The sequence below is a fragment of the Ensifer sesbaniae genome, assembly GCF_013283665.1.
In the GTDB taxonomy this organism is placed as follows: Bacteria; Pseudomonadota; Alphaproteobacteria; order Rhizobiales; family Rhizobiaceae; genus Ensifer; species Ensifer sesbaniae.
Map to the genome: position 1 here is coordinate 2,033,279 of NZ_JABEKU010000002.1, position 23,653 is coordinate 2,056,931.

The 23,653-nt window shown below is 63.3% G+C and carries 21 protein-coding genes; 12 read left to right on the forward strand and 9 right to left on the reverse strand.

Annotated features, from left to right (window positions below; all coding sequences use genetic code 11):
• Positions 1–176 precede the first annotated feature (176 nt).
• The 4 genes from BHMPCIPO_RS27225 to BHMPCIPO_RS27240 are packed head-to-tail and all read left to right on the forward strand — an operon-like array spanning position 177 to position 3,505.
• The gene (locus tag BHMPCIPO_RS27225) at positions 177–1,043 is read left to right on the forward strand and encodes a branched-chain amino acid ABC transporter permease (protein ID WP_173519842.1); all 867 of its coding nucleotides are present in this window, start codon (positions 177–179) and stop codon (positions 1,041–1,043) included.
• Positions 1,040–2,044, forward strand: coding sequence for a branched-chain amino acid ABC transporter permease (locus BHMPCIPO_RS27230; protein WP_173519843.1), 1,005 nt, complete (start codon positions 1,040–1,042; stop codon positions 2,042–2,044). Before BHMPCIPO_RS27225 ends, BHMPCIPO_RS27230 begins: the two co-directional genes overlap by 4 nt.
• Positions 2,044–2,808, forward strand: coding sequence for an ABC transporter ATP-binding protein (locus BHMPCIPO_RS27235; protein WP_173519844.1), 765 nt, complete (start codon positions 2,044–2,046; stop codon positions 2,806–2,808). The genes BHMPCIPO_RS27230 and BHMPCIPO_RS27235 overlap by 1 nt, the downstream gene beginning before the upstream one ends.
• A complete protein-coding gene (locus BHMPCIPO_RS27240; protein ID WP_173519845.1) occupies positions 2,789–3,505 on the forward strand; it encodes an ABC transporter ATP-binding protein in 717 nt (238 codons plus the stop codon). The genes BHMPCIPO_RS27235 and BHMPCIPO_RS27240 overlap by 20 nt, the downstream gene beginning before the upstream one ends.
• An 8-nt stretch (positions 3,506–3,513) precedes the next feature.
• Here BHMPCIPO_RS27240 and BHMPCIPO_RS27245 read toward each other — a convergent pair whose 3' ends face one another.
• From BHMPCIPO_RS27245 to BHMPCIPO_RS27255, 3 genes are all read right to left on the reverse strand, one after another.
• Positions 3,514–5,502 (reverse strand): CHASE2 domain-containing protein, encoded by a 1,989-nt coding sequence (locus BHMPCIPO_RS27245; protein WP_312033067.1) that lies wholly within the window; start codon positions 5,500–5,502, stop codon positions 3,514–3,516.
• Positions 5,503–5,519: 17 nt separating this feature from the next.
• On the reverse strand, positions 5,520–9,161 hold the full coding sequence (locus BHMPCIPO_RS27250; RefSeq protein WP_173519846.1) for a FecR domain-containing protein: 3,642 nt from the start codon (positions 9,159–9,161) through the stop codon (positions 5,520–5,522).
• Positions 9,162–9,499: 338 nt separating this feature from the next.
• Complete coding sequence (locus BHMPCIPO_RS27255) at positions 9,500–10,186, reverse strand: GntR family transcriptional regulator (RefSeq protein WP_173519847.1); 687 nt, start codon at positions 10,184–10,186, stop codon at positions 9,500–9,502.
• Between the two features lie 202 nt (positions 10,187–10,388).
• Here BHMPCIPO_RS27255 and BHMPCIPO_RS27260 point away from each other — a divergent pair, with 202 nt between their 5' ends.
• The 8 genes from BHMPCIPO_RS27260 to BHMPCIPO_RS27295 all read left to right on the forward strand — a co-directional run bounded on the left by BHMPCIPO_RS27260 (position 10,389) and on the right by BHMPCIPO_RS27295 (position 19,172).
• Entirely contained in the window at positions 10,389–11,432 is a 1,044-nt protein-coding gene (locus BHMPCIPO_RS27260) for a 4-hydroxythreonine-4-phosphate dehydrogenase PdxA (RefSeq protein ID WP_173519848.1), read from the forward strand.
• Positions 11,433–11,506: 74 nt separating this feature from the next.
• Complete coding sequence (locus tag BHMPCIPO_RS27265) at positions 11,507–12,493, forward strand: tripartite tricarboxylate transporter substrate binding protein (RefSeq protein ID WP_173519849.1); 987 nt, start codon at positions 11,507–11,509, stop codon at positions 12,491–12,493.
• 159 nt (positions 12,494–12,652) lie between these two features.
• Positions 12,653–13,153, forward strand: a complete 501-nt coding sequence (locus tag BHMPCIPO_RS27270; RefSeq protein WP_173519850.1) for a tripartite tricarboxylate transporter TctB family protein — start codon at positions 12,653–12,655, stop codon at positions 13,151–13,153.
• A gap of 129 nt (positions 13,154–13,282) precedes the next feature.
• Complete coding sequence (locus BHMPCIPO_RS27275; RefSeq protein ID WP_173519851.1) at positions 13,283–14,821, forward strand: tripartite tricarboxylate transporter permease; 1,539 nt, start codon at positions 13,283–13,285, stop codon at positions 14,819–14,821.
• Positions 14,822–14,867: 46 nt separating this feature from the next.
• Positions 14,868–15,803: a sugar phosphate isomerase/epimerase family protein gene (locus tag BHMPCIPO_RS27280; RefSeq protein WP_173519852.1), complete on the forward strand. Its 936-nt coding sequence runs from the start codon at positions 14,868–14,870 to the stop codon at positions 15,801–15,803.
• Positions 15,804–15,814: 11 nt separating this feature from the next.
• Positions 15,815–17,533 carry a dihydroxyacetone kinase family protein gene (locus tag BHMPCIPO_RS27285; protein ID WP_173519853.1) on the forward strand — a complete coding sequence of 573 codons (1,719 nt, stop codon included), beginning with the start codon at positions 15,815–15,817 and terminating at the stop codon, positions 17,531–17,533.
• Between the two features lie 337 nt (positions 17,534–17,870).
• Entirely contained in the window at positions 17,871–18,395 is a 525-nt protein-coding gene (locus BHMPCIPO_RS27290) for a DUF992 domain-containing protein (protein ID WP_173519854.1), read from the forward strand.
• A 180-nt stretch (positions 18,396–18,575) separates the two neighbouring features.
• A complete protein-coding gene (locus tag BHMPCIPO_RS27295; protein WP_173519855.1) occupies positions 18,576–19,172 on the forward strand; it encodes a DUF922 domain-containing Zn-dependent protease in 597 nt (198 codons plus the stop codon).
• A 65-nt stretch (positions 19,173–19,237) separates the two neighbouring features.
• On the opposite strand, the gene BHMPCIPO_RS27300 is transcribed toward BHMPCIPO_RS27295, so the two are convergent.
• The 6 genes from BHMPCIPO_RS27300 to BHMPCIPO_RS27325 all read right to left on the reverse strand — a co-directional run bounded on the left by BHMPCIPO_RS27300 (position 19,238) and on the right by BHMPCIPO_RS27325 (position 23,651).
• The gene (locus BHMPCIPO_RS27300; protein ID WP_173519856.1) at positions 19,238–19,852 is read right to left on the reverse strand and encodes a DapH/DapD/GlmU-related protein; all 615 of its coding nucleotides are present in this window, start codon (positions 19,850–19,852) and stop codon (positions 19,238–19,240) included.
• Positions 19,849–20,556: a phosphonate C-P lyase system protein PhnL gene (gene phnL / locus BHMPCIPO_RS27305; RefSeq protein ID WP_173519857.1), complete on the reverse strand. Its 708-nt coding sequence runs from the start codon at positions 20,554–20,556 to the stop codon at positions 19,849–19,851. The genes BHMPCIPO_RS27300 and phnL overlap by 4 nt, the downstream gene beginning before the upstream one ends.
• Before the next feature lie 65 nt (positions 20,557–20,621).
• On the reverse strand, positions 20,622–21,398 hold the full coding sequence (gene phnK, locus BHMPCIPO_RS27310; protein WP_173519858.1) for a phosphonate C-P lyase system protein PhnK: 777 nt from the start codon (positions 21,396–21,398) through the stop codon (positions 20,622–20,624).
• Positions 21,395–22,273 (reverse strand): alpha-D-ribose 1-methylphosphonate 5-phosphate C-P-lyase PhnJ, encoded by an 879-nt coding sequence (locus BHMPCIPO_RS27315; RefSeq protein WP_173519859.1) that lies wholly within the window; start codon positions 22,271–22,273, stop codon positions 21,395–21,397. Before BHMPCIPO_RS27315 ends, phnK begins: the two co-directional genes overlap by 4 nt.
• Positions 22,270–22,545 carry a hypothetical protein gene (locus tag BHMPCIPO_RS27320; RefSeq protein ID WP_173519860.1) on the reverse strand — a complete coding sequence of 92 codons (276 nt, stop codon included), beginning with the start codon at positions 22,543–22,545 and terminating at the stop codon, positions 22,270–22,272. The genes BHMPCIPO_RS27315 and BHMPCIPO_RS27320 overlap by 4 nt, the downstream gene beginning before the upstream one ends.
• On the reverse strand, positions 22,542–23,651 hold the full coding sequence (locus BHMPCIPO_RS27325) for a carbon-phosphorus lyase complex subunit (protein ID WP_173519861.1): 1,110 nt from the start codon (positions 23,649–23,651) through the stop codon (positions 22,542–22,544). Before BHMPCIPO_RS27325 ends, BHMPCIPO_RS27320 begins: the two co-directional genes overlap by 4 nt.
• Positions 23,652–23,653 lie beyond the last annotated feature (2 nt).

The following is a 23,653-nucleotide window of genomic DNA, read 5'->3' on the forward strand; positions in this document are numbered from 1 at the left end:
TGGGGCGGGCGCCTAGCGCCCGCCAGCACCGAGGACGCGCAGATCGGCTGCGCCCGTGAGCGGAGCCGCGTGCACCGCGACGTCACAGGCGCTGGCGCAGGAATGGTGGTGCGCGCATATAATGCGTCCCGAATCCGGCGCGGCAAAAACTGGAAGAAAGGGCAACGGATAGCCCCATGCAAACCGTCCTCAGCATTGCGATCGATGCCCTTGCCTATGGCATGGTGCTCTTCGTCATCTCCATCGGCCTTTCGGTTACCATGGGCCTCATGCGCGTGGTCAACCTGGCGCATGGCGCCTTTGCCATGATCGGTGGCTACATCGCCTCCTATGCGGCGCGGGATCTCGGCCTTGCCTATGGCTTCGCCATCCTCCTTGCGATCTTTGGCACCATCGCCATCGCTGTTCCGATCGAAAGGCTGCTCTATCGGCGGATTTACGGCGCGCCGGAACTGACCCAGGTGCTGATGACCATCGGCATCACCTTCTGCATCATTGGTATCGCCAACTACGTTTTCGGTCCGACGCTGAAGACCGTGCCGTTGCCAAGCGAATTGCAGGGATCGGTCGACCTTGGCTTCCGGGCGATTGCCACGCACCGCATTTTCGCGATCCTTTGCGGCCTCGCGGTTGCCGCCGGTCTCTGGTACGCGATCGAAAAGACCGCCTTTGGCGTGAAGTTGCGCGCCTCGGTCGACAATGCGGCGATGGCTGCCGCCCTCGGGGTGCGCACGGAGATCGTCTATGCCGTGAGCTTTGCGGTTGCCGTTGGGCTCGCCGCTTTCGGTGGGGTCGTCGGCGCCGAGTTGCTTCCGGTCGAACCCTATTATGCGCTGCGCTACATGGTGACCTTCCTCGTCGTCGTCTCCGTCGGCGGCGCCGGCTCGATCCCCGGCGCTCTGATCGCCTGCCTGCTGCTCGGCGCGATCGATACGACCGGCCGCTACCTCATGCCGGAATTCGGCGAGTTCTTCTTCTATCTGGCGGTGATCGCGATCATCTGCATCTATCCGCGCGGGCTCGCCGGGAGGGCCAAGGGATGACCATGACGACGACGAACGACATGATTGCGGCCTCGCCCGTGCGCCGGCGCTTCGGCGGTGGAGACCTCATTGGCCTGGGCATCATCCTGCTGGTCGCGCTGATCGGCTATTTCCTCTTTCCCAACAATCTGGCGCTTCTGACCCGGATCATTGCGGTAGCTCTTCTGGTGCTGTCGCTCGATCTCGTCACCGGCTATTGCGGTGTTGCGACGCTCGGTCACGCCGCCCTCTTCGGCGCCGGCGCCTATGCGGCGGGCATCGCCTCGGCGCATTACGGCATCAACGATCCGCTTGCCATGCTGGCGTTCGGTATTGTGGCTGGCGCGGCGGCCGGGCTCGTCTGCGGTGTCGTCATCCTGCGCGCCCACGGTCTGCCGCAACTGGTGCTGTCGATCGCGCTCATTCATCTCTTTCATGAGTTCGCCAACAAGGCATCGTCCTGGACCGGCGGCAGCGACGGCCTTTCCGGGATCGCACCGACGGCGCTCCTCGGTCTCTACGAGTTCGACCTATGGGGACGCACGGCTTACGTCTTCGGCGTTGCGTTGCTCGCGATCGTCTTCGTTTTGTTGCGGCTGATTGTGCGCTCGCCTTTCGGCATGCTGTGCCGCGGCATCAAGGAGGATCCGATCCGCATCCGCTCCATGGGTGCTTCGCCGAAGATCGCGCTGACGAAGATGTATGTCATATCCGGCGCCGTTGCCGGCGTCGGCGGCGCGCTGAACGCGATCACGACCCAGGTCGTCGGTCTCGACAGCCTTTCCTTCACGATGTCGGCCGAAAGCCTTGTCATGCTGGTGCTCGGCGGTACGGGCTCGCTTTTCGGCGCGCTGACGGGGACGGTCGTCTTCATGTTCTTCGAGGACGTCGTCTCGGCGGCAAACCCCTTTCATTGGCTGACGATGGTCGGGGCGCTGTTGATCGCCGTCGTGCTGTTCGCGCCGAGGGGCATCTACGGTACCGTCGCCAGTTTCGTTACCCGTCGGCGGGAGGCCAAGTGATGCAGCCGATCTTTGAAGTCCGCAACTTGAAGCGCGCCTTTGGCGGGCTTGCGGTCACCAACGATGTCAGCCTCAGCATGGCGCCGGGAGACCGGGTGGCGCTGATCGGCCCGAACGGCGCCGGCAAGACCACCTTCGTCAACCTGGTCACCGGCAACCTCCGGCCTGACTCCGGCGAGGTGCGCATCGGTGGCGAAGCCGTGACCGGCGTCGATGCGATCGGCCGCGTGCGGCGGGGGCTCGTCCGCTCGTTCCAGGTGACCCGCCTCTTTGCCGACATGACACCCGCCGAGCACGTTGCACTGGCCGTGCTGCAACGAAGCGGCCGCGCTGGCCGCCTCTTCGGCAATTTTCGGGGCATGTCCGATGTCATGGCCGAGGTCCAGGAGCTTCTCGCCAAGCTCGGCCTCAAGGAGTTGATGCACCGCAAGGTGAGCGAGATTGCCTATGGCCAGCAGCGCCTGCTGGAGATTGCCGTCGCACTGGCGCTGAAACCGAGGGTGCTGCTCCTCGACGAGCCCGCCGCCGGCGTGCCGCAGAGCGACACTGGCCGCATCGAGCAGGCGCTGGCCGATCTGCCTGATGATCTCGCCGTGTTGATGATCGAGCACGACATGGACCTCGTCTTCCGCTTCGCCAAGCGTGTGATTGTTCTGGCTGCGGGCGCGATCATCTTCGACGGGTCGCCGTCGGAGGTGACGAAGGATCCGCGCGTACGGGAAGCCTATCTGGGGAGCTATGCCAATGCCAGCCACGCCGCTTGAGGTCGAAAACCTGTCCGCGGGCTACGGCCCGACGCGCGTGCTCGAAGGTGTGTCTTTCGCCGTTCCGGCAGGCGCCCGCCTCGCCGTTCTTGGCCGCAACGGCATGGGCAAGACGACACTGCTTGCCACTCTTGCCGGCCAGACGCGGCGATATGACGGGCGCATCCGAATGGGTGGCACGGACGTGACGGCGCTGCCGAGCGCCGCACGCGCCATGCAGGGGCTTGGTTTCGTGCCGCAGGCGCGTTGCGTTTTTCCGACACTGACCGTCGAGGAGAACCTTTTCGTCGGGCTCAAGAACCGTCCCAAGAGCGCAATCCAGGAAGCCTACGACATGTTCCCGCGTCTCCATGAACGGCGACGCAATCTCGGCAGTCAGCTATCCGGCGGCGAGCAGCAGATGCTGTCGACGGCGCGCTCGATTCTCGGGCGACCTTCGATCCTGCTTCTCGACGAACCGCTGGAGGGCCTGGCGCCGGTTATCTGCGAGGAACTGATGAAGGCCTTCGCCGAACTGGCAAAGACCGGCGACATGACCATCCTGCTGGTCGAACAACGCATCCAGAGCGCGCTCGACTTTGCCGATCACGTGATCGTGCTCGAGCGCGGCCGCATCGCCTGGACAGGAACACCTGAGGCGCTCGCCAAGGACCACGGTGCGGTCGAGCGGCTGCTGGGAGTCGGCGGCTTGCATTGAGCCTGGGTTCAACCCGGTTCGTGCCGCGGCGGATCGAGACGGCTGCGCTCACGCTCGTAGTAGCGCGCAAGTGGCGGCAGGACTTTCTGCAATTGGTCGAACACCACGTCATGCGCCTGAAGCACGCCGTCATACTTGGCTTGCACGAAAGACCGGTGGCGCTCGAGCGCTTCCTTGTTGGCGCCGACCGCGACGGTGAAGACAGGCGACACGGTGCTGCGTCCCTTGACGGTGATGCGGTCGAGCTCCGCGATCGGGAAGGTCTTTTCCACGAGACGCGCGGTCTCCTCGCCGAGGAGCAGCGAGATACCGTAATCCTTGGACGCTCCTTCGAGACGCGAGGCGAGATTGACCGCATCGCCGAGGGCGGAGTAGTCAAAGCGCTGATGCGAGCCCATGTTGCCGACGACGCATTCGCCGGTGTTGATGCCGATGCCGATCCGCAGCGTCTGCGCGGGCCCGCGCTCCCGCTTCGCCTCGGCCTCCAGCTCCTCGTTGACCCGTGCGAGCGCCGCAAGCATGTCGAGCGCTGCACGCACCGCATGGACCGCATGGTCGGGGTCGTCGAGCGGCGCATTCCAGAAGGCCATCAGGCAGTCGCCGATATATTTATCGATAGTACCGCCCTGCTTCAGCACCGCGTCCGACAGCGGCGTCAGCAATCGGTTGACGAGCGTCGTCAATCGCTCCGGATCGTCCTTCATCTCTTCGGCAATGGTGGTGAAACCGCGGATGTCGCAGAAGAGAATCGAAAGCGTGCGTCGCTCGCCGCCGAGCTTCAGATGCGACGGGTCCTTGGCCAGTCGTTCGACAAGGGCAGGGGATAGGTACTGCTGAAAGGCCCGGGTGATTTCGCGGCGCCGTCGACGTTCGTCGGCATAGTCCAGCCCAGCCTGGCCGGCGGCCACCGCAAGGAAGGCGAGCCCCGGGCCGAGAGGCGAGAGGAAGACATGGCCAAGACGCATCGTCGCGTAGCTTGAAAGAACAATGAGACTGAGTGCGACAGTGGCGTAACCGAGCGTGCGCCACCCCGTTGTCCTGAGCACGGCGAAAGCGGCCAGGATCGCCGCAAATGCGATCGCAGCAATCACAACGGGTCGTGGAGCCCGCTGGATGAAGAGGTCGTGCGCAAGATTGTCGTAGATCGTTGCCTGCATCTCGACGCCGGAAACGAGCTTGTTCGAATGGACGGTATCGGACGTTGCAAAAGCATCCGCGCCGCCATCGGCAATCGAAGGTGCGTTCTGCAAGCTGAGGCCGACGAGCACGACACGATCGCGAAAGGTGCCCTCGGGCAGAAAATTGTCTGGATCGAGCGCCTGGTAATAGGAAACGGTCGGATAGGTTCGCGCCGGTCCGAAGACCTGGATGAGCGCGTCCGTCGGGGGAGGTTGCCTCCGCGTGCCGGCGATCCCGGCGAGAGCGGCGGCAAAACCGTCCGGATAATCGGGGATAGAGCGTAGCGTGCCGTCGCCGCCAAGATTGACCGAGGCAATGCCGGTTACGGCACCCCTGGCGGTGAAGCGGGCAAGTGGCTCGGTGCGCACGAACTGATCGGCCTGTGGTGCTTCCACCAGCGTCTGGTCGCCGGCGAGGACGACGTCGGTACCAAGCGCATTTTCCAGCTCATCATCATGCGCGGGATCTGCAGACGGCTCGGCAAAAATGACGTCCATTCCGATCGCACGGGCACCGGCCTTGCGTAGCGCCTCGATGAGACGGGCGTGCAGGGCACGTGGCCACGGCCACTGCCGGCCGATCTCGGCCATCGATGGCTCGTCGATGGCAACGACGACGGGGCTGTTGTCGGGCAGCGGCGGTGTGCCGACGGTCGACAGATAGTCGAAGCTGCGCAATTCGTTGAGCAGCCAGGCATTGGTCAGGGTCGCAAGCGAAAGCGCGATGCTGACGAAGGCGGCAAGCCCCAGAAGCTTCAGCCGCCGCAGTGCGAAGCCACGCGCATCCAACTGTCCGTATCGGCTGCCCGATGCCTGCACGGCGACGTGCTCCTTGATCAGAACCGCACCTTGACCGTGCCCTTGAACGTCGGCCCCCAGCCGGGAATGCCGCTTCTGAGCTCGAAGTCTTCGTCAAGCAGATTGAAGGCCGCGAGGTCGACTTCGATCTGCTTGTCAAATGGTTCCCATTGCAGCGATGCGTCGAGCGTCCAGAAGTCGTCGAGCGTCGTCCCGCCTGCCGGCCGCGAGCCGATGTAGTTTGCAGCGATTGTCGCTTTGACGTTGGCGGTGTTGACCCAGGTCAGTGCCACCTGGCCGGTGTTTTCCGGCACGAAGAGAAGTTCGTCCAACTGGTTGGCGGTGTGCTCCTTGACGTCGGCCTCCGTATGGGCAGCCGTCAAGGAAAGACCGAAGCCGTGGCCGATCGCAAAGTTTGCCGTTGCAGCCACCCGATCGAGCTCGACCTTGGCGTAGTCCAAGTCGATTGTGGAGAGCGGGACATTGAGTGAGAGCTCGCGCACTTCCTGATGCTGATAATCGAGCGCCGTGAACAGCCAGTTGTTCCATTCCGCGTCCCAGCGGAATGCCAGTGTGTCGGTGTAGCCTTCCGCGCCGAAGCGAAGCTGGTTTGGCTGCAGGGCGACGACGCCGATCGGGGCAAGGGTAGGGACATCGAAATTCAAGCCGTCGCGCATCGCGGCCGCCCGCAGCCAATGGCCTTCTGCCGGCGCCCAGGCGATGCCGAGTTTCGGCTCCAGGCGCACGTCATTGTCGTTGGCGTCTTCGATGTAACGGGCGAACAGCGCGCCTTCCGCCTTCAGGTCCGGCGTGATTTCGTAGATCGTGTCGAGATAGGCCTTCGCGACAGTCTGCGTCACAGATGTCGAGCCGGACCCGATGAAGGGGGTGTTGTTGCTGCCGACCCTCATCGCAAACGGATCGAAGATGTCGAACGAACTGTTGGAGCGAACGACCCCGCCTTCGATCCCGTACCGCCAAGTGAAATCACCATCACCATAGAGGTGATTGATGGCAGCAATATATGTTTTCTGCTTGTCCTCGCTGCGGCTCGTCGCGGGGTCCGGGAAGCTTACGCGGGAGCCGCTGACTTTCTCGTTTTCCACGACATCCTGGTCAGAAAAGAAAAAGGCCGCATTGGCGATGTTGCGATAGCCGAAGGTGTGGCTCCAGGCGACGCCGGACAAAAGTCGGTCAGCCTTGTCATCAGCGAAGTTGTCGAAACCCGTGGACGGATAGTCGAGGATGCTCTTGTCATCATCGAACTTGCCGTAGTTGGCATAGGCGATGATCCGGTCGTCGGGGGTGGGCGATGCCGTCAGGTAGCCGTTGCCGCCGAGCAGGCGCGTCTCACGTTCGATCGCCAGGCCCTGACCAAGGTCCACCGTATCGCGTGGCTCCTCCCAATGGAGGTTGCCAAAGACGCTGATCGGGAACGGCGAGAAGGTGAGCCCGCGCACCTCCGCTTCGCCGATCCAGCCCGTGTGATCGTCGTCGGCGATGATGCCGCCGCCGAGGGCTGCCTCGAAGAACGGTCGCTGGACGATGTTCGCAGTGCGCTCGCGGCTCGCCAGCATATGGGGTTCGATCAGCAAGCCTTGAAAGAAGGCGGAGAAGCTTTGCGGGTTGGCGGTGTTGACGACCGGGCTGCCGTCGAAATCGTAGTCATTGAACAGCGGATTGACGCTGCCGCGCACCGCCTGGTCGACATAGCTCGATCCCGTGAATGGATCGAAGACCACATCGCCGTAGTATTGGCCCCAGGCATTCAGCCCCTGAAGGCGGAAGGCATCATTGAGCGTCGAGCCGGCGTCCTGATTGGCGCCAAGCGGCGCACTTTCGCCACCGCGCGCCCGGGTTCGCCGCATCAGTTCCTGCGCATAGCGGATTGCAGCATCGGAATCGTATTCGTCGATCGCAATGGCGGTTCGCATCTGCATGATGACCGGATCGTTCTGATCGAGGCGATCGGCATTGTCGAGTGCTTGCGCGGCGGGGATGCGGTCGCCTTTTTCGTAGTAGGCGCCTGCCAGCAGCAATTGGGCATTGGAATAGGCGGGATTGGCGGTCGAGCCGGCGAGCAGGTCGTTCAGGGCCTTGTCCAGTTCGCCGGTCTGCATGTGGTAGCGCCCGCGGGCGACCAGGGTGATGTCAAAGGACGGGTCGGCGGCGAGCGCGGCGTCGATCTCAGCCTTCGCCTCCGTCATCCGGTTTTCGTCGAGGTAGAGGATCGAGAGATTGGCGTGGTAGAGCGGATCTGCCGGATCAAGTTCGATTGCCTTCTTGAACGCTCTTTCGGCGCCGCGATTGTCGCCCCGATCGCTCTTCGCCAGGCCTATCCAGTTCCAGATGGATGGGTCGCCCGGCGTGATTTCGACAGCGCGCTCAAGATCCGCCAGCGCACCGCGCCGATCATTTTCAATGAGCAAACGATACTTGGCACGAGACTCAAGCGCGGTTGGATCGTCGGGATCGTTCGCAAGAGCCCTTTCGATGCCGTCGCGGATTTCGTCGCGATCGTCAAGCAACATGGCAAATTGCGCGCGCGCCGCCGGAAGGAACGGGTCATCCGGATATTGCCGTTCCGCTTTCTTGATCGTTTCAATCGCCGCGCGAATGTCGGTGCGGAACCCCGCGGTCCAGGCGGCGGCAAAAGCCCCATAGGCCCCCGCTGCCTGAGACGGCGGTTCCTCGATACGATCCGGATCTGCCAGGGCGCGGGCAAAATAGCCGCCGTAAGCGGCGACTGAGCGGCGCTTGGCATCGAGCCCAGGGGCCGCCTTTTCAAAGAGCCGCGCCGCATCGCTATATCGGTTCTCGGAACCGGCAATGAGTGCTTCGATGAGGTCTGCGCGTGCGTTTTGCGATCGATTGAGACCGAGCCGCCGGGCCCGTTCCAGTGCCGCTGACGCCTTCGTCCGTCCGTCGAACCGCAGGTAGATTTCGGCGATCGTCAGCCAGTCTTCGGCCGAGCGAGATGATTCAGGCTGCGCTTCGATCCGCTCGCGCTCGCGGCGCATGTCACGCACCTTGAGCGGCGTCGGCGGCATCAAGGCGAATGCATCACGGAGCGACAGATGGAACAGCATCTGCTCGCGGTCTTTCGGCGTGACGATCACGATTTTGGTTGGCGCCTTGCCAATCGCGGCCACGGCACCTTCGCCCTGCTTTACCGTCACGCTACCATAGGCGTTCTTAAGTTCCACGACGCCTTCGAGAACGGTCAGTGAGGTCGTGTCACCAGCGACGGTCAACGTCCAGTCCGTGCCGCGAATGGCCGCCGTTGCCGCAGGCGTGTCGATTTGGAGACCCTGGCCGCCGCGTTCGGCGCGCGCCCAGATCGTGCCGGACTGCAGTTCGAGGCTCGTGTCGCCGCCGGCTCCCATGCGCTTGACGCGCAGCGCCGTATTGCGGCCGAGCCGGATTTGCGTGTGGTCGGAGAAGAGAACCGCGAGCGCCCCGGTTGCATTGGTGCGCAGGACGTCGCCAGACAGCAGATCCTGCGCGAGGTCGACGAAGCGCCAGTTCGAGACATCGACGAAACGAACTTCCTCGCCGGATTTGCGCGCGATTACCGACCCGGCGACGGGCGGCGTTCGCTTAACCGGTTCCGCGAATACTAAGCTTGGACAGAGTATCGCTGCTATCGCAGGCAGTACCCCAAGTCTTTGCCGCCCCATCTCAATTCCCGTCTCCACTCCACCGTGGATTCAGTGAATTTCGAGTGAGTCAAAGTCAAGAGCGTTCGAATATTCGAAGTTGTTTTCCAAGCTGTGTGTCTTATTCCGGAAACAGGTTGTGCCGTGCGGCGCGTAACGTTCGGGGGAGTTGCAAACCAGCGCCGTGCGCAGCTTCGTCGACGACTACCCAGGTAGCGCTGCGAACTCGTCTAAAATAAAACCTTCGCGTAGGCGAAACACGAAGGCCGTTACGAACGCCTACTCGAAGTTTTGATGGAGGGCGCGTGAACTGGACGAGCCCCGCAGAGGGCTCGCTTGCGCCGGGTCTGCCGCGATGCTTACACCGCGTCGCGCACGCGCTCCCAGGCGTTCATCAGGTGGCGACCGAGGACCTCGGAGAGCTTTGCCTTGTCGCGGGCTTCGAGCGCCGCGATCATTTCCTCATGCTCGGCGACGGCTGCCGCCCACTTCTCGGGCCCCTCGTGGCCGATGAAGCGGATGCGTTTGAGCCGCGTCTGCAGCACCCCATGCATGTCCGCCAGCGCGGCGTTTGCCGCGAGCTGGACGATGGCCGAATGGATCTGTTGGTTGAGCTTGTAATATTGCAGCCGGTCGCCGGCCTTGTAGCGCCGGACCATCTCGTCATGGAGCGCGCGCACTTCGGCAATACCGGCATCGCTCGCAGCCTCGCAGGCGAGCTTGCCGGCAAGCTCCTCCAGCGTCTGTAGCACCGTCAGCATATCGTGCACGTCCTTGGCGCTGAAGCGCTTGACGACGGCGCCGCGGCTCGGAACGAGCTCCACCAGACCCTCGCTGGCGAGATATTTGATGGCTTCGCGCAGCGGCGTGCGGGACACCCCGAGCTGCTCGCCGAGTTGGCCTTCGTGCAGGCGGGTACCGGGCGATAGGTCGCCCTCGATGATCATGTCGCGCAGGTGGCTGACCAGCGTGTCGTGCAGGGCCGTGCGTCGGATCGGGCCTGGGCCGCCATCCGGCCGTCTCTCAAGAGATGTGATTTCGTTCATGGTCTTGCTTCTGCGTCTGGCGGCTGGGCGTCGGCCGCCTGTTCCCGTTCGCGCCGATTGAATCAGCGCTGTCGCATCAAAGCATGGAGACCGGCTCCTCTATCGTCAACAAAAAATGCTGCATACAGAATACAAAACACTTGATGCAGAATTTTGAATAACGTATGACGGCAGCCGAAGAATGAAGCGGAGGACATCTCACATGACGACCAACGGTGCTGCCGGTAACGGCGCGCGTCCTGTCATTGCGCTCGCCATGGGCGATCCGGCGGGCATCAGCCCGGAACTGACCGCAAAGCTGCTGACGCTTGCGGACATCCGCGAAGCCGCGCACATCATCGCCATCGGCGATCGCCGGATTTTGGATGAAGGTGCCAAGGCTGCCGGCGTGACGCTCGACCTCGAGTCGTCGACGCTCGCAGATCTCAACAAGGCCGGAACGTCGCGTCACTTTTTCGTCGATCTCGCTCATCTCGATCCTTCCGACGTCGTTCGCGGCGAGGCGACGCTTGCTGGCGGCACCTTTGCGACACGCAACTTCCGCACGGCGCTTGAGCTGGCGCATGCGGGAAAGGCCGATGCCGTCTGCTTCACGCCCTTTAACAAGAAGGCCATGCGCTTCGCCTATCCGGGCTATGACGACGAAATCCGCTTCGTTGCCGATGTTCTCGGCTTCACCGGCAAGGTTCGCGAGTTCAACGTCCTAGAAAAGGTCTGGAACGCCCGCGTCACCTCGCACATCCCGCTCAAGGACGTGGCCGACAATCTCTCGGTCGATGGCATCATCGCCGAACTCGAGCTGACCCAGGCCTGCCTCAAGGAGGCGGGTTACGACGAAGCAAGGATTGCCGTCGCGGGTCTCAACCCGCATGCCGGCGACGGCGGCAGCTTCGGCATGGAAGAAATCGACATCATCGAGCCCGCGGTCGAGATGGCGAAGTCGCTCGGCTTCAACGTCGAGGGTCCGTTCCCGGCGGATACCGTTTTCGGTCGGGCGCTGAAGGAGGGCTACAACGCCGTCCTCACCATGTATCACGACCAGGGCCAGATCGCGATGAAGCTGATGGGCTTCGACAAGGGTGTGACCATGATGGGCGGCCTGCCGTTCCCGCTCTGCACGCCGGCCCATGGCACAGCCTACGACATCGCCGGCAGGGGCATTGCCGATGTCGGCGCCAGCCGCGAAGCGTTGCTGCTTGCGGTGCGCATGGCGAAGAAAAAGGCGGCGCTTGAAGTCGCTGCCTGATTTCGCGCGCTTTCAGGCAATAACGGCGCAGGAGGAGGTCTTGCGCCGCAACTCAAATAACGGGAGGACTAGACATGAAGAAATCCGTTTCCATCGCATGCATCATCGCAGCCGCCTTCGGCCTTGCCGCTCCGGCCGCCGCTTTCGAGCCCGATCGCCCGGTTGAATTCGTCGTTACCGCCGGTCCGGGCGGCGGCACCGACATCTTCGCCCGCACGATCCAGGCGATCATCGGCAAGTACGAGCTGATGAAGGCGCCGGTGGTCGTCACCAACAAGGGCAGCGCCGGCGGCGCCGAAGGCTTCGTCTATACCGCGACCAACAAGGGCGACGCCTACAAGCTGGCATTCGGCACCAACAACGCCTACCTGCTGCCGGTTCGCGCCAAGGTTCCCTACAAGACCGAAGACCTGACGCCGGTGGCGGCGCTTGCTTCCGACGAGTTCGTTCTCTGGGTGAACGGCAAGGCCTCCTACAACACCGCTGCCGACTTTGCGGCGAAGGCGAAAGAAGGCGACCTGAAGATTGGCGGCAGCCAGTCGAAGGACGTCGACCAGATCCTGACCTCGATGATCAACGAGGCGACTGGTGCTGCGATCAACTACATCCCGTTCAAGAGCGGCGGAGAAGCGGCTGTCCAACTCGCCGGCGAGCACCTCGACGCCAACGTCAACAATCCGAGCGAGAACCTCGGCCAGTGGCAAGCCGGCATGGTCAAGCCGCTCTGCGTCTTCAAGAGCGTCAAGCTTTCGAACGACGCCAAGGTCGCCGGCGACAAGGCTTGGAGCGATATCCCGACCTGCAAGGAATCGGGCATCGCCATCGACAACTACTCCATGCCGCGCACCGTCTGGCTGCCGGCCGGCGTTGACCAGGATGTGGTCAAGTTCTACGCCGACCTGATGCGCAAGGTCTCGGAAACGCCGGAATGGGCGAAGTACCTCGCCGACACCTCGCAGTCACCGTCCTATATTGCCGGCGACGACTTCAAGGCCGCCATCGAGATGGATGGCGCGGCTGTCGGCGAAGTGCTGAAGCGCGAAGGTTGGCTCGCCAACTAACAGGCGCGATATCGGGACGGGTGCCTCTGCAGCGCCGCGCGTTACGCCTGACGCGCCATGGACGCTGTAGCACTTAAAATTGCAGCATAATTCCTTAGATCGATCTCGATTCAGGAAACATGCGGAGGCGCCCGTCATCCGCTTTGAAAGGTCACGATCATGAGCGAGAACGGTGCGAATGGGGTCTCCCGCTTCGCGGTTGAGCTTGGCGTTGCTGCGCTGACCGGCGCCTTTGGCGCGGCGGTCTGCTACGGATCCCTCGATGTCGGTGCGGGATGGACCGAATTCGGGCCGGAAGCCGGTTATTTCCCCTTCTATGTCGGCCTGCTGATCCTTCTCGGAAGCGTCGCCAACGGCATCCACGCTTTCTTCAAGCATCGCGGCACGGGCGAGATCTTCATCGAGGGTCAGCGCGCCAAGGTGGTCGCGTCGTTCCTGTTGCCGCTGATTGCCTTTGCCGGCGTTTCCGCCTGGCTCGGCCTCTATCTCGGCACGGCGCTCTACATCGCCGGCACGATGCTCTTCCAGGGGCGTTACAAATGGTGGATCGCGTTGCCTTCAGGCGTCGCCGTTTCACTGTTCTTCTTCGTCGTATTCGAGATCGGCTTCAAGGTTCCGCTGCTCAAGGGACCGGTCGAGGCCTGGTTCGGGATCTACTGATCCCGACGCCTAAGGCATGTCGAGCAAAAGTGCACAGCGGTTTTGCGAAAACGACATGCAGAAAATCAAAGACTTAAAGCGCAAAGAGCAAATCTGAAAGATCGCGCTTTAAGCCCCGGGAGGAATGACATGGAAAATATCGGTCTTCTGATCGATGGCTTCGGCCACATCCTCAGCTGGAACCACATCCTGCTGATGATGGTCGGCGTCACGCTCGGCATTCTGGTCGGCGTACTGCCGGGACTCGGCGCGCCGAACGGCGTGTCGCTGTTGCTGCCGCTGACCTTCTCGATGGACCCGATCTCCGCCATCATCCTGCTCTCCTGCATGTATTGGGGCGCACTCTTTGGCGGATCGACCACGTCGATCCTCTTCAACATTCCTGGTGAGCCCTCGTCGGTAGCGACGACCTTCGATGGTTATCCGATGGCGAAAGCCGGTCAAGCGAGCCGGGCTCTGACGCTTGCCTTCGTATCCGCCGGTATCGGCGCGCTCGCCGGCGTCGTCATGATCACGCTGCTCTCCGGCTGGGTCGCAAACTTTGCGTTGCGCTTCTCGTCGCCCGAATATTTCGCCGTCTATTTCCTCGCCTTCGCAAGCTTCATCTCCATGGGCGCGCAATCGCCCTTCAAGACGCTCGTCTCGATGATGCTCGGCTTTGCGCTTGCTTCCGTCGGCATGGACACGATTTCCGGCGATCTCAGGCTGACCTTCGACATCCCGACCCTGATCAAGGGCGTCAGCTTCCTGATCGCCGTCATGGGCCTCTTCGGTATCGGCGAGCTTTTGCTGACGACCGAGGAGGGACTGCGCTTCGAGGGTATCAAGGCGCGCGTCAAGCTCGTCGAGATCGGCCGCACGCTGGTCGAGATCCCGCGCTACTGGTTTACGATCCTGCGTTCGACGATCATCGGCATATGGATGGGCATCACGCCCGCCGGCCCGACGGCCGCCTCCTTCATGAGCTACGGCGTTGCCCGCCGCTCGGCGCGCGACAAGTCGAAGTTCGGCAAGGGCGATCCGCGTGGCGTCGTGGCCCCGGAAACCGCCGATCATTCCGCCGGTACCTCGGCGCTGCTGCCGATGCTGGCGCTCGGCGTCCCGGGTTCGGCGACGGCTGCGGTGATGATGGGTGGCCTGATGATCTGGGGTCTGACCCCGGGTCCGATGCTCTTTACCGAGCGGCCGGATTTCGTCTGGGGCCTGATTGCCTCGATGTATCTCGGCAACGTCGTTGCGGTGTTCCTGGTGATTGCCACCGTGCCGCTCTACGCCTCGATCCTGCGCGTGCCCTTCGCGATCATCGGCCCGGTTATCGTCGCGGTGATCTTCTCCGGCGCCTACCAGGTGGCAAACTCGGTTTCCGATATCTTCCTCGTCATCGGCTTCGGCGTGCTCGGCTACGTGTTCAAGAAGCTCGAGTACCCGCTGGCGCCGCTGGTTCTCGCCATGGTGCTCGGCGACAAGGCGGAAGACGCCTTCCGCCAGTCGATGCTGCTCTCCGGCGGCAGCCTGAACATCTTCTGGTCGAACCCGCTGGTCTCCTCTCTGATGGCGCTCGGCGTTGCGCTCTTGCTGTCGCCGCTCGTCTTCGGACTGATCTGCCTGGCGCGTAAGCGCAAGGCAGATGCCGAGGCCTCGCATAGTGACGGCAGCGCGGCGGCTTGACAGAGCCGCCCTGTCCCAGAAAGTCCAATTAACCGTGAGGAGAGCCATGCCGGACGCGCGCAAATGGACCCGTAAAACCTGGCCGATCGCGGCCGCGATGATCCAGTATCCGAACGTGCTCGCCGACGGCAGTTCGGCGCAGGAGCAATCGGTCGAGCAATGGGCCGAAACCTTGGCCGACGTGGTCGACGCCGGCTTCACCGAACTCGACCCGACCGATAGCTGGATCCGCCTAGCCGATCTCTCGCCAGAGCGGCTCGACAGCTTCGTCAACCTCGCCCGCGACCTCGGCCTTATCATGCCGGCTATCTCGACCTCGCGGCGCAGCGTGATCGACCCCGAGCATGGCGACGAATATCTCGCCTACAGTCATCGCGTCATCGAAACCGCGGCGGCGATCGGTGCGGGCTCCGTATCCTTTGGCCTTTTCGGCCCGCTGACCGAGGCACAGAAGAAGGCGCTCTGGTTCTGGACGGTCGATGGCGTCAAGAACCCCGACGACCCGGCCGTCTGGCAGAAGGCGGTTCAACGCATTCGTGAACTCGGCCGCCATGCGGAGGAACTCGGCATCGAGCTGGCGCTCGAGATGTACGAGGATACCTATATCGGCTCGGCCGACAGTGCCGTGCGCTTCATCACCGATGTCGGGATGGCCAATGTCGGCATCAACGCCGACCTCGGCAACCTCGTGCGTCTGCATCGCCCGGTCGAGCACTGGCAGCAGATGATGGCCAAGGTCGCTCCATTCGCAAAATACTGGCACGTCAAGAACTACTACCGCACCGAGGACGAGACATCGAGGCTGGTCGTCACCCATCCGGCGCCGCTGGAGTTCGGTGTGATCAACTACCGTGCTGCCATCCGCATGGCGCTGGCCCACGGCTTTAACAGCCCGTTCCTCTGCGAGCACTACGGCGGCGACGGCCTCTCCGTCAGTGCGGCCAATCGGGACTATCTGAGGCGCATTCTGCCTCGCGACTAAGGGAAGACGCGATGACCACCATCTTTGACGCACCGGAAGAGTTCGCCACGACCGCGCTTGCCGGCTTCGGTTCGATCTATGCGCGCAACGTCCGTCTCGTGAAGGGCGGCGTCGTTCGCTCGACCAAGGTGCCGAAGGGCAAGGTCGCCGTCGTCATCGGCGGCGGCTCCGGGCACTATCCCGCTTTTGCCGGCTATGTCGGTCCGGGCATGGCGGATGCGGCCGTTGCCGGCGATGTCTTCGCTTCGCCCTCGACGGCGGCCGTGGCCCGTGTCTGCCGCCAGGCCGATCAGGGCGGTGGTATCCTGCTCGGCTTCGGCAACTATGCCGGCGACGTGCTGAACTTCGGCGTTGCAGCCGAACGCCTGCGCGCCGAAGGCATCGACGTGCGCATCGTGCCGGTGACGGACGACGTCGCCAGTGCATCCGCCGAAACGCCCGAGAAGCGCCGCGGCATCGCCGGTGACCTCGTCGTCTTCAAGATCGCCGGCGCGGCCGCCGAAGCGGGCCTCGCCCTCGACGAGGTCGAGCGCATCACCCGCCTTGCCAATGACCGCACCGTTTCCTTCGGGGTAGCCTTTGGCGGCTGCACGCTTCCGGGCGCCAAGGCGCCGCTCTTCACCGTGGCGAAGGGCGAGATGGCGCTTGGCCTTGGCATACACGGCGAGCCGGGCATCAGCGAAGAAAAGATGGTGTCGGCGAGCGAATTCGCCAAGCTTCTCGTCGGCAAGCTTTTGGCCGAGCGGCCGGCTGATGCCCGCAAGGTCGCACCGCTCCTGAACGGTCTCGGTGCGACGAAGTACGAAGAACTCTTCGTCCTCTGGGTGGCGATCGAGAAGGAACTGAAGGCGGCCGGCCTCGAAATCGTCGATCCCGAATGCGGCGAGTTCGTCACCAGCCTGGACATGCAGGGCTGCTCGCTGACGCTGATGTGGCTGAACGACGAGCTTGAGACCTACTGGCGCGCTCCTTGCGATGCGCCGGTGCTGCGCAAGGGTACGATCATCGCCGCCGAGCCCGCGACCGATGAGCTCAAGGACGAAGACGGCGCGATTGCGTTTGCACCCGCCTCGGATGCATCCCGGGAAAGCGGCAAGTGCATTGCCCGGCTGATTGATGAAATCGCCGAAGCGTTGAAGCAGGCTGAAGACGAACTCGGCCGCATCGACGCCTTCGCCGGCGATGGCGACCATGGCCAGGGCATGCGCCGTGGTTCGGCCGCCGCCGCCGAGGCGGCAAAGACGGCAGTCGCGGCCGGCGCCGGAGCGGCAAGCGTCCTGGCGGTGGCGGGTGATGCCTGGGCGGATCGCGCCGGGGGCACCTCGGGCGCGATCTGGGGTCTGTTGTTGCGTTCGTGGAGCAATGCCTTCGACGACGAGACGGCGCCTTCGGACGCCGCCATCGTCGATGGCGCCCGCCGTGCGCTCGATGGCGTCACCCGCCTCGGCCGTGCGCGCGTTGGCGACAAGACGCTCGTCGACGCGCTGGTGCCGTTTGTCGAGACCCTGGAGCGTGAATTTGCCAGTGGCAAGCGTCTGACCGAGGCGTGGAAGGCTGCTGCAAGGGCAGCGACCGAAGAGGCCGAGGCAACCTCCGGCCTGACGCCGAAGCTTGGCCGCGCACGCCCACTTGCCGAAAAAAGCATCGGCCATCCGGATGCGGGCGCCGTGTCGCTGGCGCTGACGGTGCGTGTTGCCGACGGGTTCCTGGCGCAAGTCGCAAGGGCCTGACGCTTTAAGTGCCGGGATCGGGCGGCGGCAATGCCGTCCGATCGCAATCTGCAGCGCGTGATGGCCGCCTTTCTTGAGTCGAACCTTCATCTCTGGACACCCCCAGTCCTCCACTCTTGCGGAAACAATCCGGGCCGGGTGCGCCGTGGCTTTTTTAACACAATCTCTGGTCATTGTTGGGGAAACCCAAACAATTTTCTCGGCCGACGACAGCCTGCCACGGAATTGCCCGAAGCCGGGCTACGGCTTCGATTTCCTGCAGCGTGCGCTATGTGCTCGAGTTCGTGTGCCGCCGGTCATTGCAAATCATTTCTGACGTTCCGAGAAGGAGACAAGAATGAAAAAGAGTTTTGCCGTGAAGGTATCCGCAGCGTCTCTGGTTCTCGCTGGCGCGATGGCCGCAAACGCAGCCGATCTCGCGACTGTTCAACCTGAGCCTGAGCCCGATACCAGCAACGGCGTCAAGATCGGCTATCTCGACTGCAACATCGCCGGCGGCGTCGGCTATGTGCTGGGTTCCGCCAAGGAAGTGGATTGCGTCTTCCGTTCGACGATGGGCGCCGACGCGTCCGACCATTACTCCGGTGCCATCCGCAAGATGGGCGTCGATGTCGGCTTCACGACGCAAAGCCGCCTGATCTGGGCGGTGTTCGCTCCGACCGCCGGCTACCACCGCGGCTCGCTCGGTGGTCTTTATCAGGGGGCAACCGCTGAGGCGACCGTCGGCGCCGGCATCGGTGCCAACATCCTCGTTGGCGGCACCTCCGGTTCGATCCATCTGCAGACGGTGAGCGTGACCGGGCAGATCGGCCTCAACCTTGCCGCGACCGGCACCTCGATGACGCTGACGGCAGTCAACTAAGGTCGGGATCGTCGGCCAGTTGTACTCCTCCCGCAACGGGCCCGGCATGACCGAACAAAACGACAAGGGCACCGTACTCGAAGCGAGCTGCGGTGCCTTTTCATTTGAACTCCGGCGATTCCCGTTTAAGGAAGGCCGACCGGCGTTCTGCGCCGTAAAAGCGAATGTCGAGGGTTCGGATTGAACAAAAGCCTTTGCCTGGGCGTCGTTGCCATTTGCCTCGCGACCGCGCCGCGGACCGCCACTGCCGAATGGCAGGCGGTCGAGAAGGAAGCCCCCTATAGCATCGAGGGGCAGACGGGCGCCGAACTCTACGCCTCGATCGGCGAGCGCGGTCCGAAAGCCGGCCTCGGCAGGGCGATCGCCCATACCAATTTCAAGCTGACCTGGACGCGGAAATACGAGGAACAGGCCGGCGCCTGCGTGCTGACCACCGCCAAGCCGAAGCTGATCATCACCTATACGCTACCAAAGCCGGCAAAGCCGCTGCCTGCGGGCACGCGGGAGAACTGGGACATCTTCATCGATGGCGTGCGCAAGCACGAACGCGTGCACGGTGATTTCATCAAGGAGATGGTACACGCGATAGAAGGCGCGACCTTGGGGCTCACTGTCCCTGACGATCCCAAGTGCCGAAAGATCAGGGGCGAAATGACCTCGCGCCTTGGTGCGCTTTCGCAAGCCCAACGCCAGCGCAGCCGCGACTTCGATCAGGTCGAACTGACGGACGGCGGCAATATCCACCAGCTCATCCTGAGGTTGGTGAACGGGCCGTAGATCGCTGGTCCTCTCTGGCCGAAAGGGCGCCGAACCTATGCTCGGCGGCCTGATTGGCCATCCGCTCAAGCATACCGCACCAGGAACTCCTCAGCCGTCAACTCGCGGAAATCGTCGAGAGCGCGGCGGAGGCGCTGGTGGTCCCAGTCCCACCAGGCAAGCGCGTCCAACCGTTCGCCGATGCCCTCGTTGAAGCGGGCGCGGATGAGCTTCGCCGGCACGCCGCCGACGATGGTGTAGGGCGCGACATCCTTCGAGACGACAGCGCCGGCGCCGATGACCGCGCCGTTGCCGACGGTGACGCCGGGCAAGATGGTTGCGCCATGGCCGATCCACACGTCATGACCGATCGTTACTCGGTTGGATCTGCGCCAGGCGAATAGGTCGTGGTCGAGTTCGGTATCGTCCCAATAGTTCGGCGCGCGATAGGTGAAGTGGTGCAGCGTCGCTCGCCATGTCGGGTGATTGGTGGCATTGATGCGGACGGCGGCTGCGATGTTGACGAATTTGCCGATCGTCGCGCACCAGATCGAGCCGTCCTGCATGATGTAGGAGTAATCGCCGAACTCGACCTCGTCGAGTCGGGAACGCTCCTGCACCTCGGTGTAGCGGCCGAGCGTCGAATTGTTGACGCTCGCCGTCGGATGGATGAAGGGTTCGAGCCCAAGCTTCGGGCTCATGCGGCGGCCTTTCGTGGCGAAAACAGCGAAACGTCCAGGATGCGGTCGGCAACGGCGTCGCGCACTTCCTCGTCATGGAAAATACCGATCAGCGCCGTGCCCTTGGCCTTCTTCTCGGCGATCATCTCGACCACGACCGCCCGGTTCTTCGCGTCGAGCGAAGCTGTCGGCTCGTCGAGCAGCAGGATCTTGTGGTCGGTGATGAAGCCGCGGGCGATATTGACGCGCTGCTGCTCGCCGCCGGAGAAGGTGGCCGGCGGTAGGCTCCAGAGTTCGCGCGGCAGGTTGAGCTTGCTCAGAAGCTCGGCCGCATGGGCGCGCGCTTCCTCGAGAGGCGTGCCGCGGGCTTGTAGCGGTTCCGCCACGATGTCCAGCGCCGAGACGCGCGGCACGACGCGCAGAAACTGGCTGACATAGCCGAGCGTCGTGCGCCGGACTTCGAGCACCGTGCGCGGTTCGGCCGTTGCGAGGTTTACGAGCTTGCCGTCGTGATCCATCAGGATCTGGCCTTCATCGACGCCGTAATTGCCGTAGAGCATTTTCAGGATCGAGCTCTTGCCGACGCCGGACGGGCCGCCGAGAACGACGCACTCGCCCGCCTTGACCGAGAAGGAGACGTTGGCGACGACGGGCCGACGAACGCCGTCACGTAAGTGCATGGTGAAACTTTTCGCGACTTCGGAAACAACGAGAGGTGTTGCCATGGTTCTTACTTTCCTTTGCGCATGATCTGGGCCGAAAACCGATTTTCACTTTTCGGGATCATGCGTCACACCTGCAAGATGGAAGAAACGAGGAGCTGGGTATAGGGCTCGCGCGGATCGTCGAGCACACGGTCGGTGAGGCCCTGCTCGATGACGGCGCCGTCCTTCATCACCATCATGCGGTGCGAGAGAAGGCGGGCGACGGCGAGGTCATGGGTGACGATGATCGCCGCCAAGCCAAGGTCGTGCACCAGGCCACGCACCAGATCGAGCAGGCGCGCCTGGACCGAGACGTCGAGGCCGCCAGTCGGCTCGTCCATGAAGACGAGGCGCGGGGAGGTGACGAGATTGCGGGCGATCTGCAGGCGCTGGCGCATGCCGCCGGAAAAGGCGCGCGGCTGGTCGTCGATGCGGTCGACGCCGATCTCCACCCGCTCCAGCCAGTCGCTGGCGGTGGCGCGGATGTTGCCGTAGTGGCGGTCACCGACGGCCATCAGCCGCTCGCCGACATTGGCACCAGCCGAAACCGTCATGCGCAGACCTTCAGCCGGGTTCTGGTGCACGAAGCCCCAGTCGGTGCGCATCAGGAAGCGGCGCTCGGCTTCTCCCATGCGGGCGAGGTCGCGGTACTGGCCATCCCGCATGTGGTATTCGACGATGCCGGACGTCGGCATCAAGCGGGTCGACAGGCACGACAAAAGCGTCGTCTTGCCCGAGCCGGACTCGCCGACGATGGCGAGCACTTCACCCGGATAAAGCTCGAAGGAGACGTTACGGCAGCCGATGCGGCTCCCGTAGAACTTCGAGACGTCGTTCACTTTCAGAAGGGGGAGGGTACTCATTCTGCGGCCTCCTGGTGGGCGAGCATGTGACCTGCATGGCCGCAGGCGCGGCGGTCTTCGCAATGGTCGGTATCGGAGCAGACGAACATGCGTCCGCCCTTGTCGTCGAGGATCACCTCGTCGAGATAGACGTCCTCGGCGCCGCAGAGCGCGCAGGGCTTGTCGAAGCTCTGAATCTCGAAGGGATGGTCGTCGAAGTCGAGGCTGACCACGTCGGTATAGGGTGGTACGGCGTAGATGCGCTTCTCGCGGCCGGCGCCGAAGAGTTGCAGCGCTTCCGACATGTGCATCTTCGGATTGTCGAATTTTGGCGTCGGCGACGGGTCCATGACATAGCGCCCTTCGACCTTGACCGGATAGGCATAGGTCGTCGCGATATGGCCGTTGCGAGCGATGTCCTCGTAGAGCTTCACATGCATCAGTCCGTATTCTTCGAGTGCATGCATCTTGCGCGTCTCGGTCTCGCGCGGCTCGAGGAAGCGCAGAGGCTCCGGGATCGGCACCTGGTAGACGAGGATCTGGCCTTCGGTTAGCTTCTCCTCCGGAATGCGGTGGCGCGTCTGGATGATCGTCGCCTCTTTCGTGCGGGTGGTCACCGCGACATTGGCGACCTTCTGGAAGAAGGCGCGGATCGAAACCGCATTGGTGGTGTCGTCAGCGCCCTGATCGATGACCTTCAGCACGTCCTTCGGACCGAGGATCGAGGCGGTGACCTGGACGCCGCCGGTGCCCCAGCCATAGGGCATCGGCATTTCGCGCGAGGCGAAGGGCACCTGATAACCGGGAATGGCGATCGCCTTGAGGATCGCGCGGCGGATCATGCGCTTCGTCTGTTCGTCCAGATAGGCGAAATTATAGGTGGCAAGGTCGTTCATCGCTGATTACCCTTGAGTGTGTCGACCGCGGATGGGGCCAGGATTTGAGCGAGATAGTTTTCCGGGTTGTTGTGACTGGCGTCGCGGCGGTAGCGACCTTGTTCTGGGTTGCTCGCAGCGCCCAGCGTCAGCCGAATGCCAAAGGGCGCAAAAACGATGGATCCGGCGATGCCGGCGTCGTCTTTGGCGGCGACAGTGGCGGCGATTGCGGCGGTGGAGATGGTGGCGGCGACTGAGCGGCCACCGCACGTCACCGCGGTTTGCCCGATCATTCCGCGGCCTCCTGTCGTTCCTTCGGCGTCTCGCCGGAATTCATGGCCTCATAGTCACGGCGCATCCGGCGGACGAGGTCGAGTTCGGCCTGGAAGTCGACATAGTGCGGCAGCTTCAAGTGCTCCACGAAGCCAGTCGCCTGGACATTGTCGGCGTGCGAAATGACGAATTCCTGGTCTTGCGCCGGGGCGACGATGTCCTCGCTGAACTCGTCGGTCCTCAGCGCCCGGTCGACCAGCGACATCGACATCGCCTTGCGTTCGCTCTGGCCGAAGACGAGGCCGTAGCCGCGGGTGAACTGCGGCGGCTGCTTTGCCGAACCCTTGAACTGGTTGACCATCTGGCATTCGGTCACGCGGATCGTTCCGAGCGAGACGGCAAAACCGAGTTCAGGCAGATCGAGTTCGACCTCCACTTCGCCGATGCGAATTTCGCCGACGAAGGGATGGGTGCGGCCGTAGCCGCGCTGTGTGGAGTAGGCGAGCGCCAGCAGGAAACCCTCGTCGCCGCGGGCGAGCGCCTGTAGGCGGAGGTCCCGGGCCATCGGAAACTCCATCGGCTCTCGGGTGAGGTCGCCCATCACATGGCCTTCAGGCATCTGACCGTCACCTTCGATCAGGCCTTCACCATCGAGAATATCGGAGACGCGCATCACGTGTTCGCCCGGCTCCTTGGCTGCCGGCTCCTCGACGGTCTCGTCAGAGATCAGCGACGGGTCGAGCAGACGGTGCGTGTAGTCGAAGGTCGGCCCGAGCAACTGGCCCCCGGGCAGATCCTTGTACGTCGCAGATACGCGGCGTTCGACCTTCATGTTGGCGGTATCGACCGGTTCGGAATAGCCGAAGCGCGGCAACGTCGTGCGATAGGCGCGCAGGATGAAAATCGCCTCGATCATGTCGCCACGCGCCTGGCGCACGGCGAGCGCCGCAAGTGCGCGGTCGTAGAGTGAGGCCTCTGCCATGACGCGATCGACGGCGAGGCCGAGCTGCTCGACCACCTGATCGATAGTGATCGAAGGCAGGTTGCGATCGCCGCGCCGGCGGTCTGCGAGAAGGCGGTGCGCATTGGCAATGGCGGCTTCCCCGCCCTTGACGGCAACATACATGG

Excerpts from the sequence above, each read along its gene's own strand:
- BHMPCIPO_RS27225 (WP_173519842.1), top strand. The coding sequence starts at position 177 with ATGCAAACCGTCCTCAGCATTGCGATCGATGCCCTTGCCTATGGCATG.
- BHMPCIPO_RS27230 (WP_173519843.1), top strand. The coding sequence starts at position 1,040 with ATGACCATGACGACGACGAACGACATGATTGCGGCCTCGCCCGTGCGC.
- BHMPCIPO_RS27235 (WP_173519844.1), top strand. The coding sequence starts at position 2,044 with ATGCAGCCGATCTTTGAAGTCCGCAACTTGAAGCGCGCCTTTGGCGGG.
- BHMPCIPO_RS27240 (WP_173519845.1), top strand. The coding sequence starts at position 2,789 with ATGCCAGCCACGCCGCTTGAGGTCGAAAACCTGTCCGCGGGCTACGGC.
- BHMPCIPO_RS27250 (WP_173519846.1), bottom strand. The coding sequence starts at position 9,161 with ATGGGGCGGCAAAGACTTGGGGTACTGCCTGCGATAGCAGCGATACTC.
- BHMPCIPO_RS27255 (WP_173519847.1), bottom strand. The coding sequence starts at position 10,186 with ATGAACGAAATCACATCTCTTGAGAGACGGCCGGATGGCGGCCCAGGC.
- BHMPCIPO_RS27260 (WP_173519848.1), top strand. The coding sequence starts at position 10,389 with ATGACGACCAACGGTGCTGCCGGTAACGGCGCGCGTCCTGTCATTGCG.
- BHMPCIPO_RS27265 (WP_173519849.1), top strand. The coding sequence starts at position 11,507 with ATGAAGAAATCCGTTTCCATCGCATGCATCATCGCAGCCGCCTTCGGC.
- BHMPCIPO_RS27270 (WP_173519850.1), top strand. The coding sequence starts at position 12,653 with ATGAGCGAGAACGGTGCGAATGGGGTCTCCCGCTTCGCGGTTGAGCTT.
- BHMPCIPO_RS27275 (WP_173519851.1), top strand. The coding sequence starts at position 13,283 with ATGGAAAATATCGGTCTTCTGATCGATGGCTTCGGCCACATCCTCAGC.
- BHMPCIPO_RS27280 (WP_173519852.1), top strand. The coding sequence starts at position 14,868 with ATGCCGGACGCGCGCAAATGGACCCGTAAAACCTGGCCGATCGCGGCC.
- BHMPCIPO_RS27285 (WP_173519853.1), top strand. The coding sequence starts at position 15,815 with ATGACCACCATCTTTGACGCACCGGAAGAGTTCGCCACGACCGCGCTT.
- BHMPCIPO_RS27290 (WP_173519854.1), top strand. The coding sequence starts at position 17,871 with ATGAAAAAGAGTTTTGCCGTGAAGGTATCCGCAGCGTCTCTGGTTCTC.
- BHMPCIPO_RS27300 (WP_173519856.1), bottom strand. The coding sequence starts at position 19,852 with ATGAGCCCGAAGCTTGGGCTCGAACCCTTCATCCATCCGACGGCGAGC.
- phnL (WP_173519857.1), bottom strand. The coding sequence starts at position 20,556 with ATGGCAACACCTCTCGTTGTTTCCGAAGTCGCGAAAAGTTTCACCATG.
- phnK (WP_173519858.1), bottom strand. The coding sequence starts at position 21,398 with ATGAGTACCCTCCCCCTTCTGAAAGTGAACGACGTCTCGAAGTTCTAC.
- BHMPCIPO_RS27315 (WP_173519859.1), bottom strand. The coding sequence starts at position 22,273 with ATGAACGACCTTGCCACCTATAATTTCGCCTATCTGGACGAACAGACG.
- BHMPCIPO_RS27320 (WP_173519860.1), bottom strand. The coding sequence starts at position 22,545 with ATGATCGGGCAAACCGCGGTGACGTGCGGTGGCCGCTCAGTCGCCGCC.
- BHMPCIPO_RS27325 (WP_173519861.1), bottom strand. The coding sequence starts at position 23,651 with ATGTATGTTGCCGTCAAGGGCGGGGAAGCCGCCATTGCCAATGCGCAC.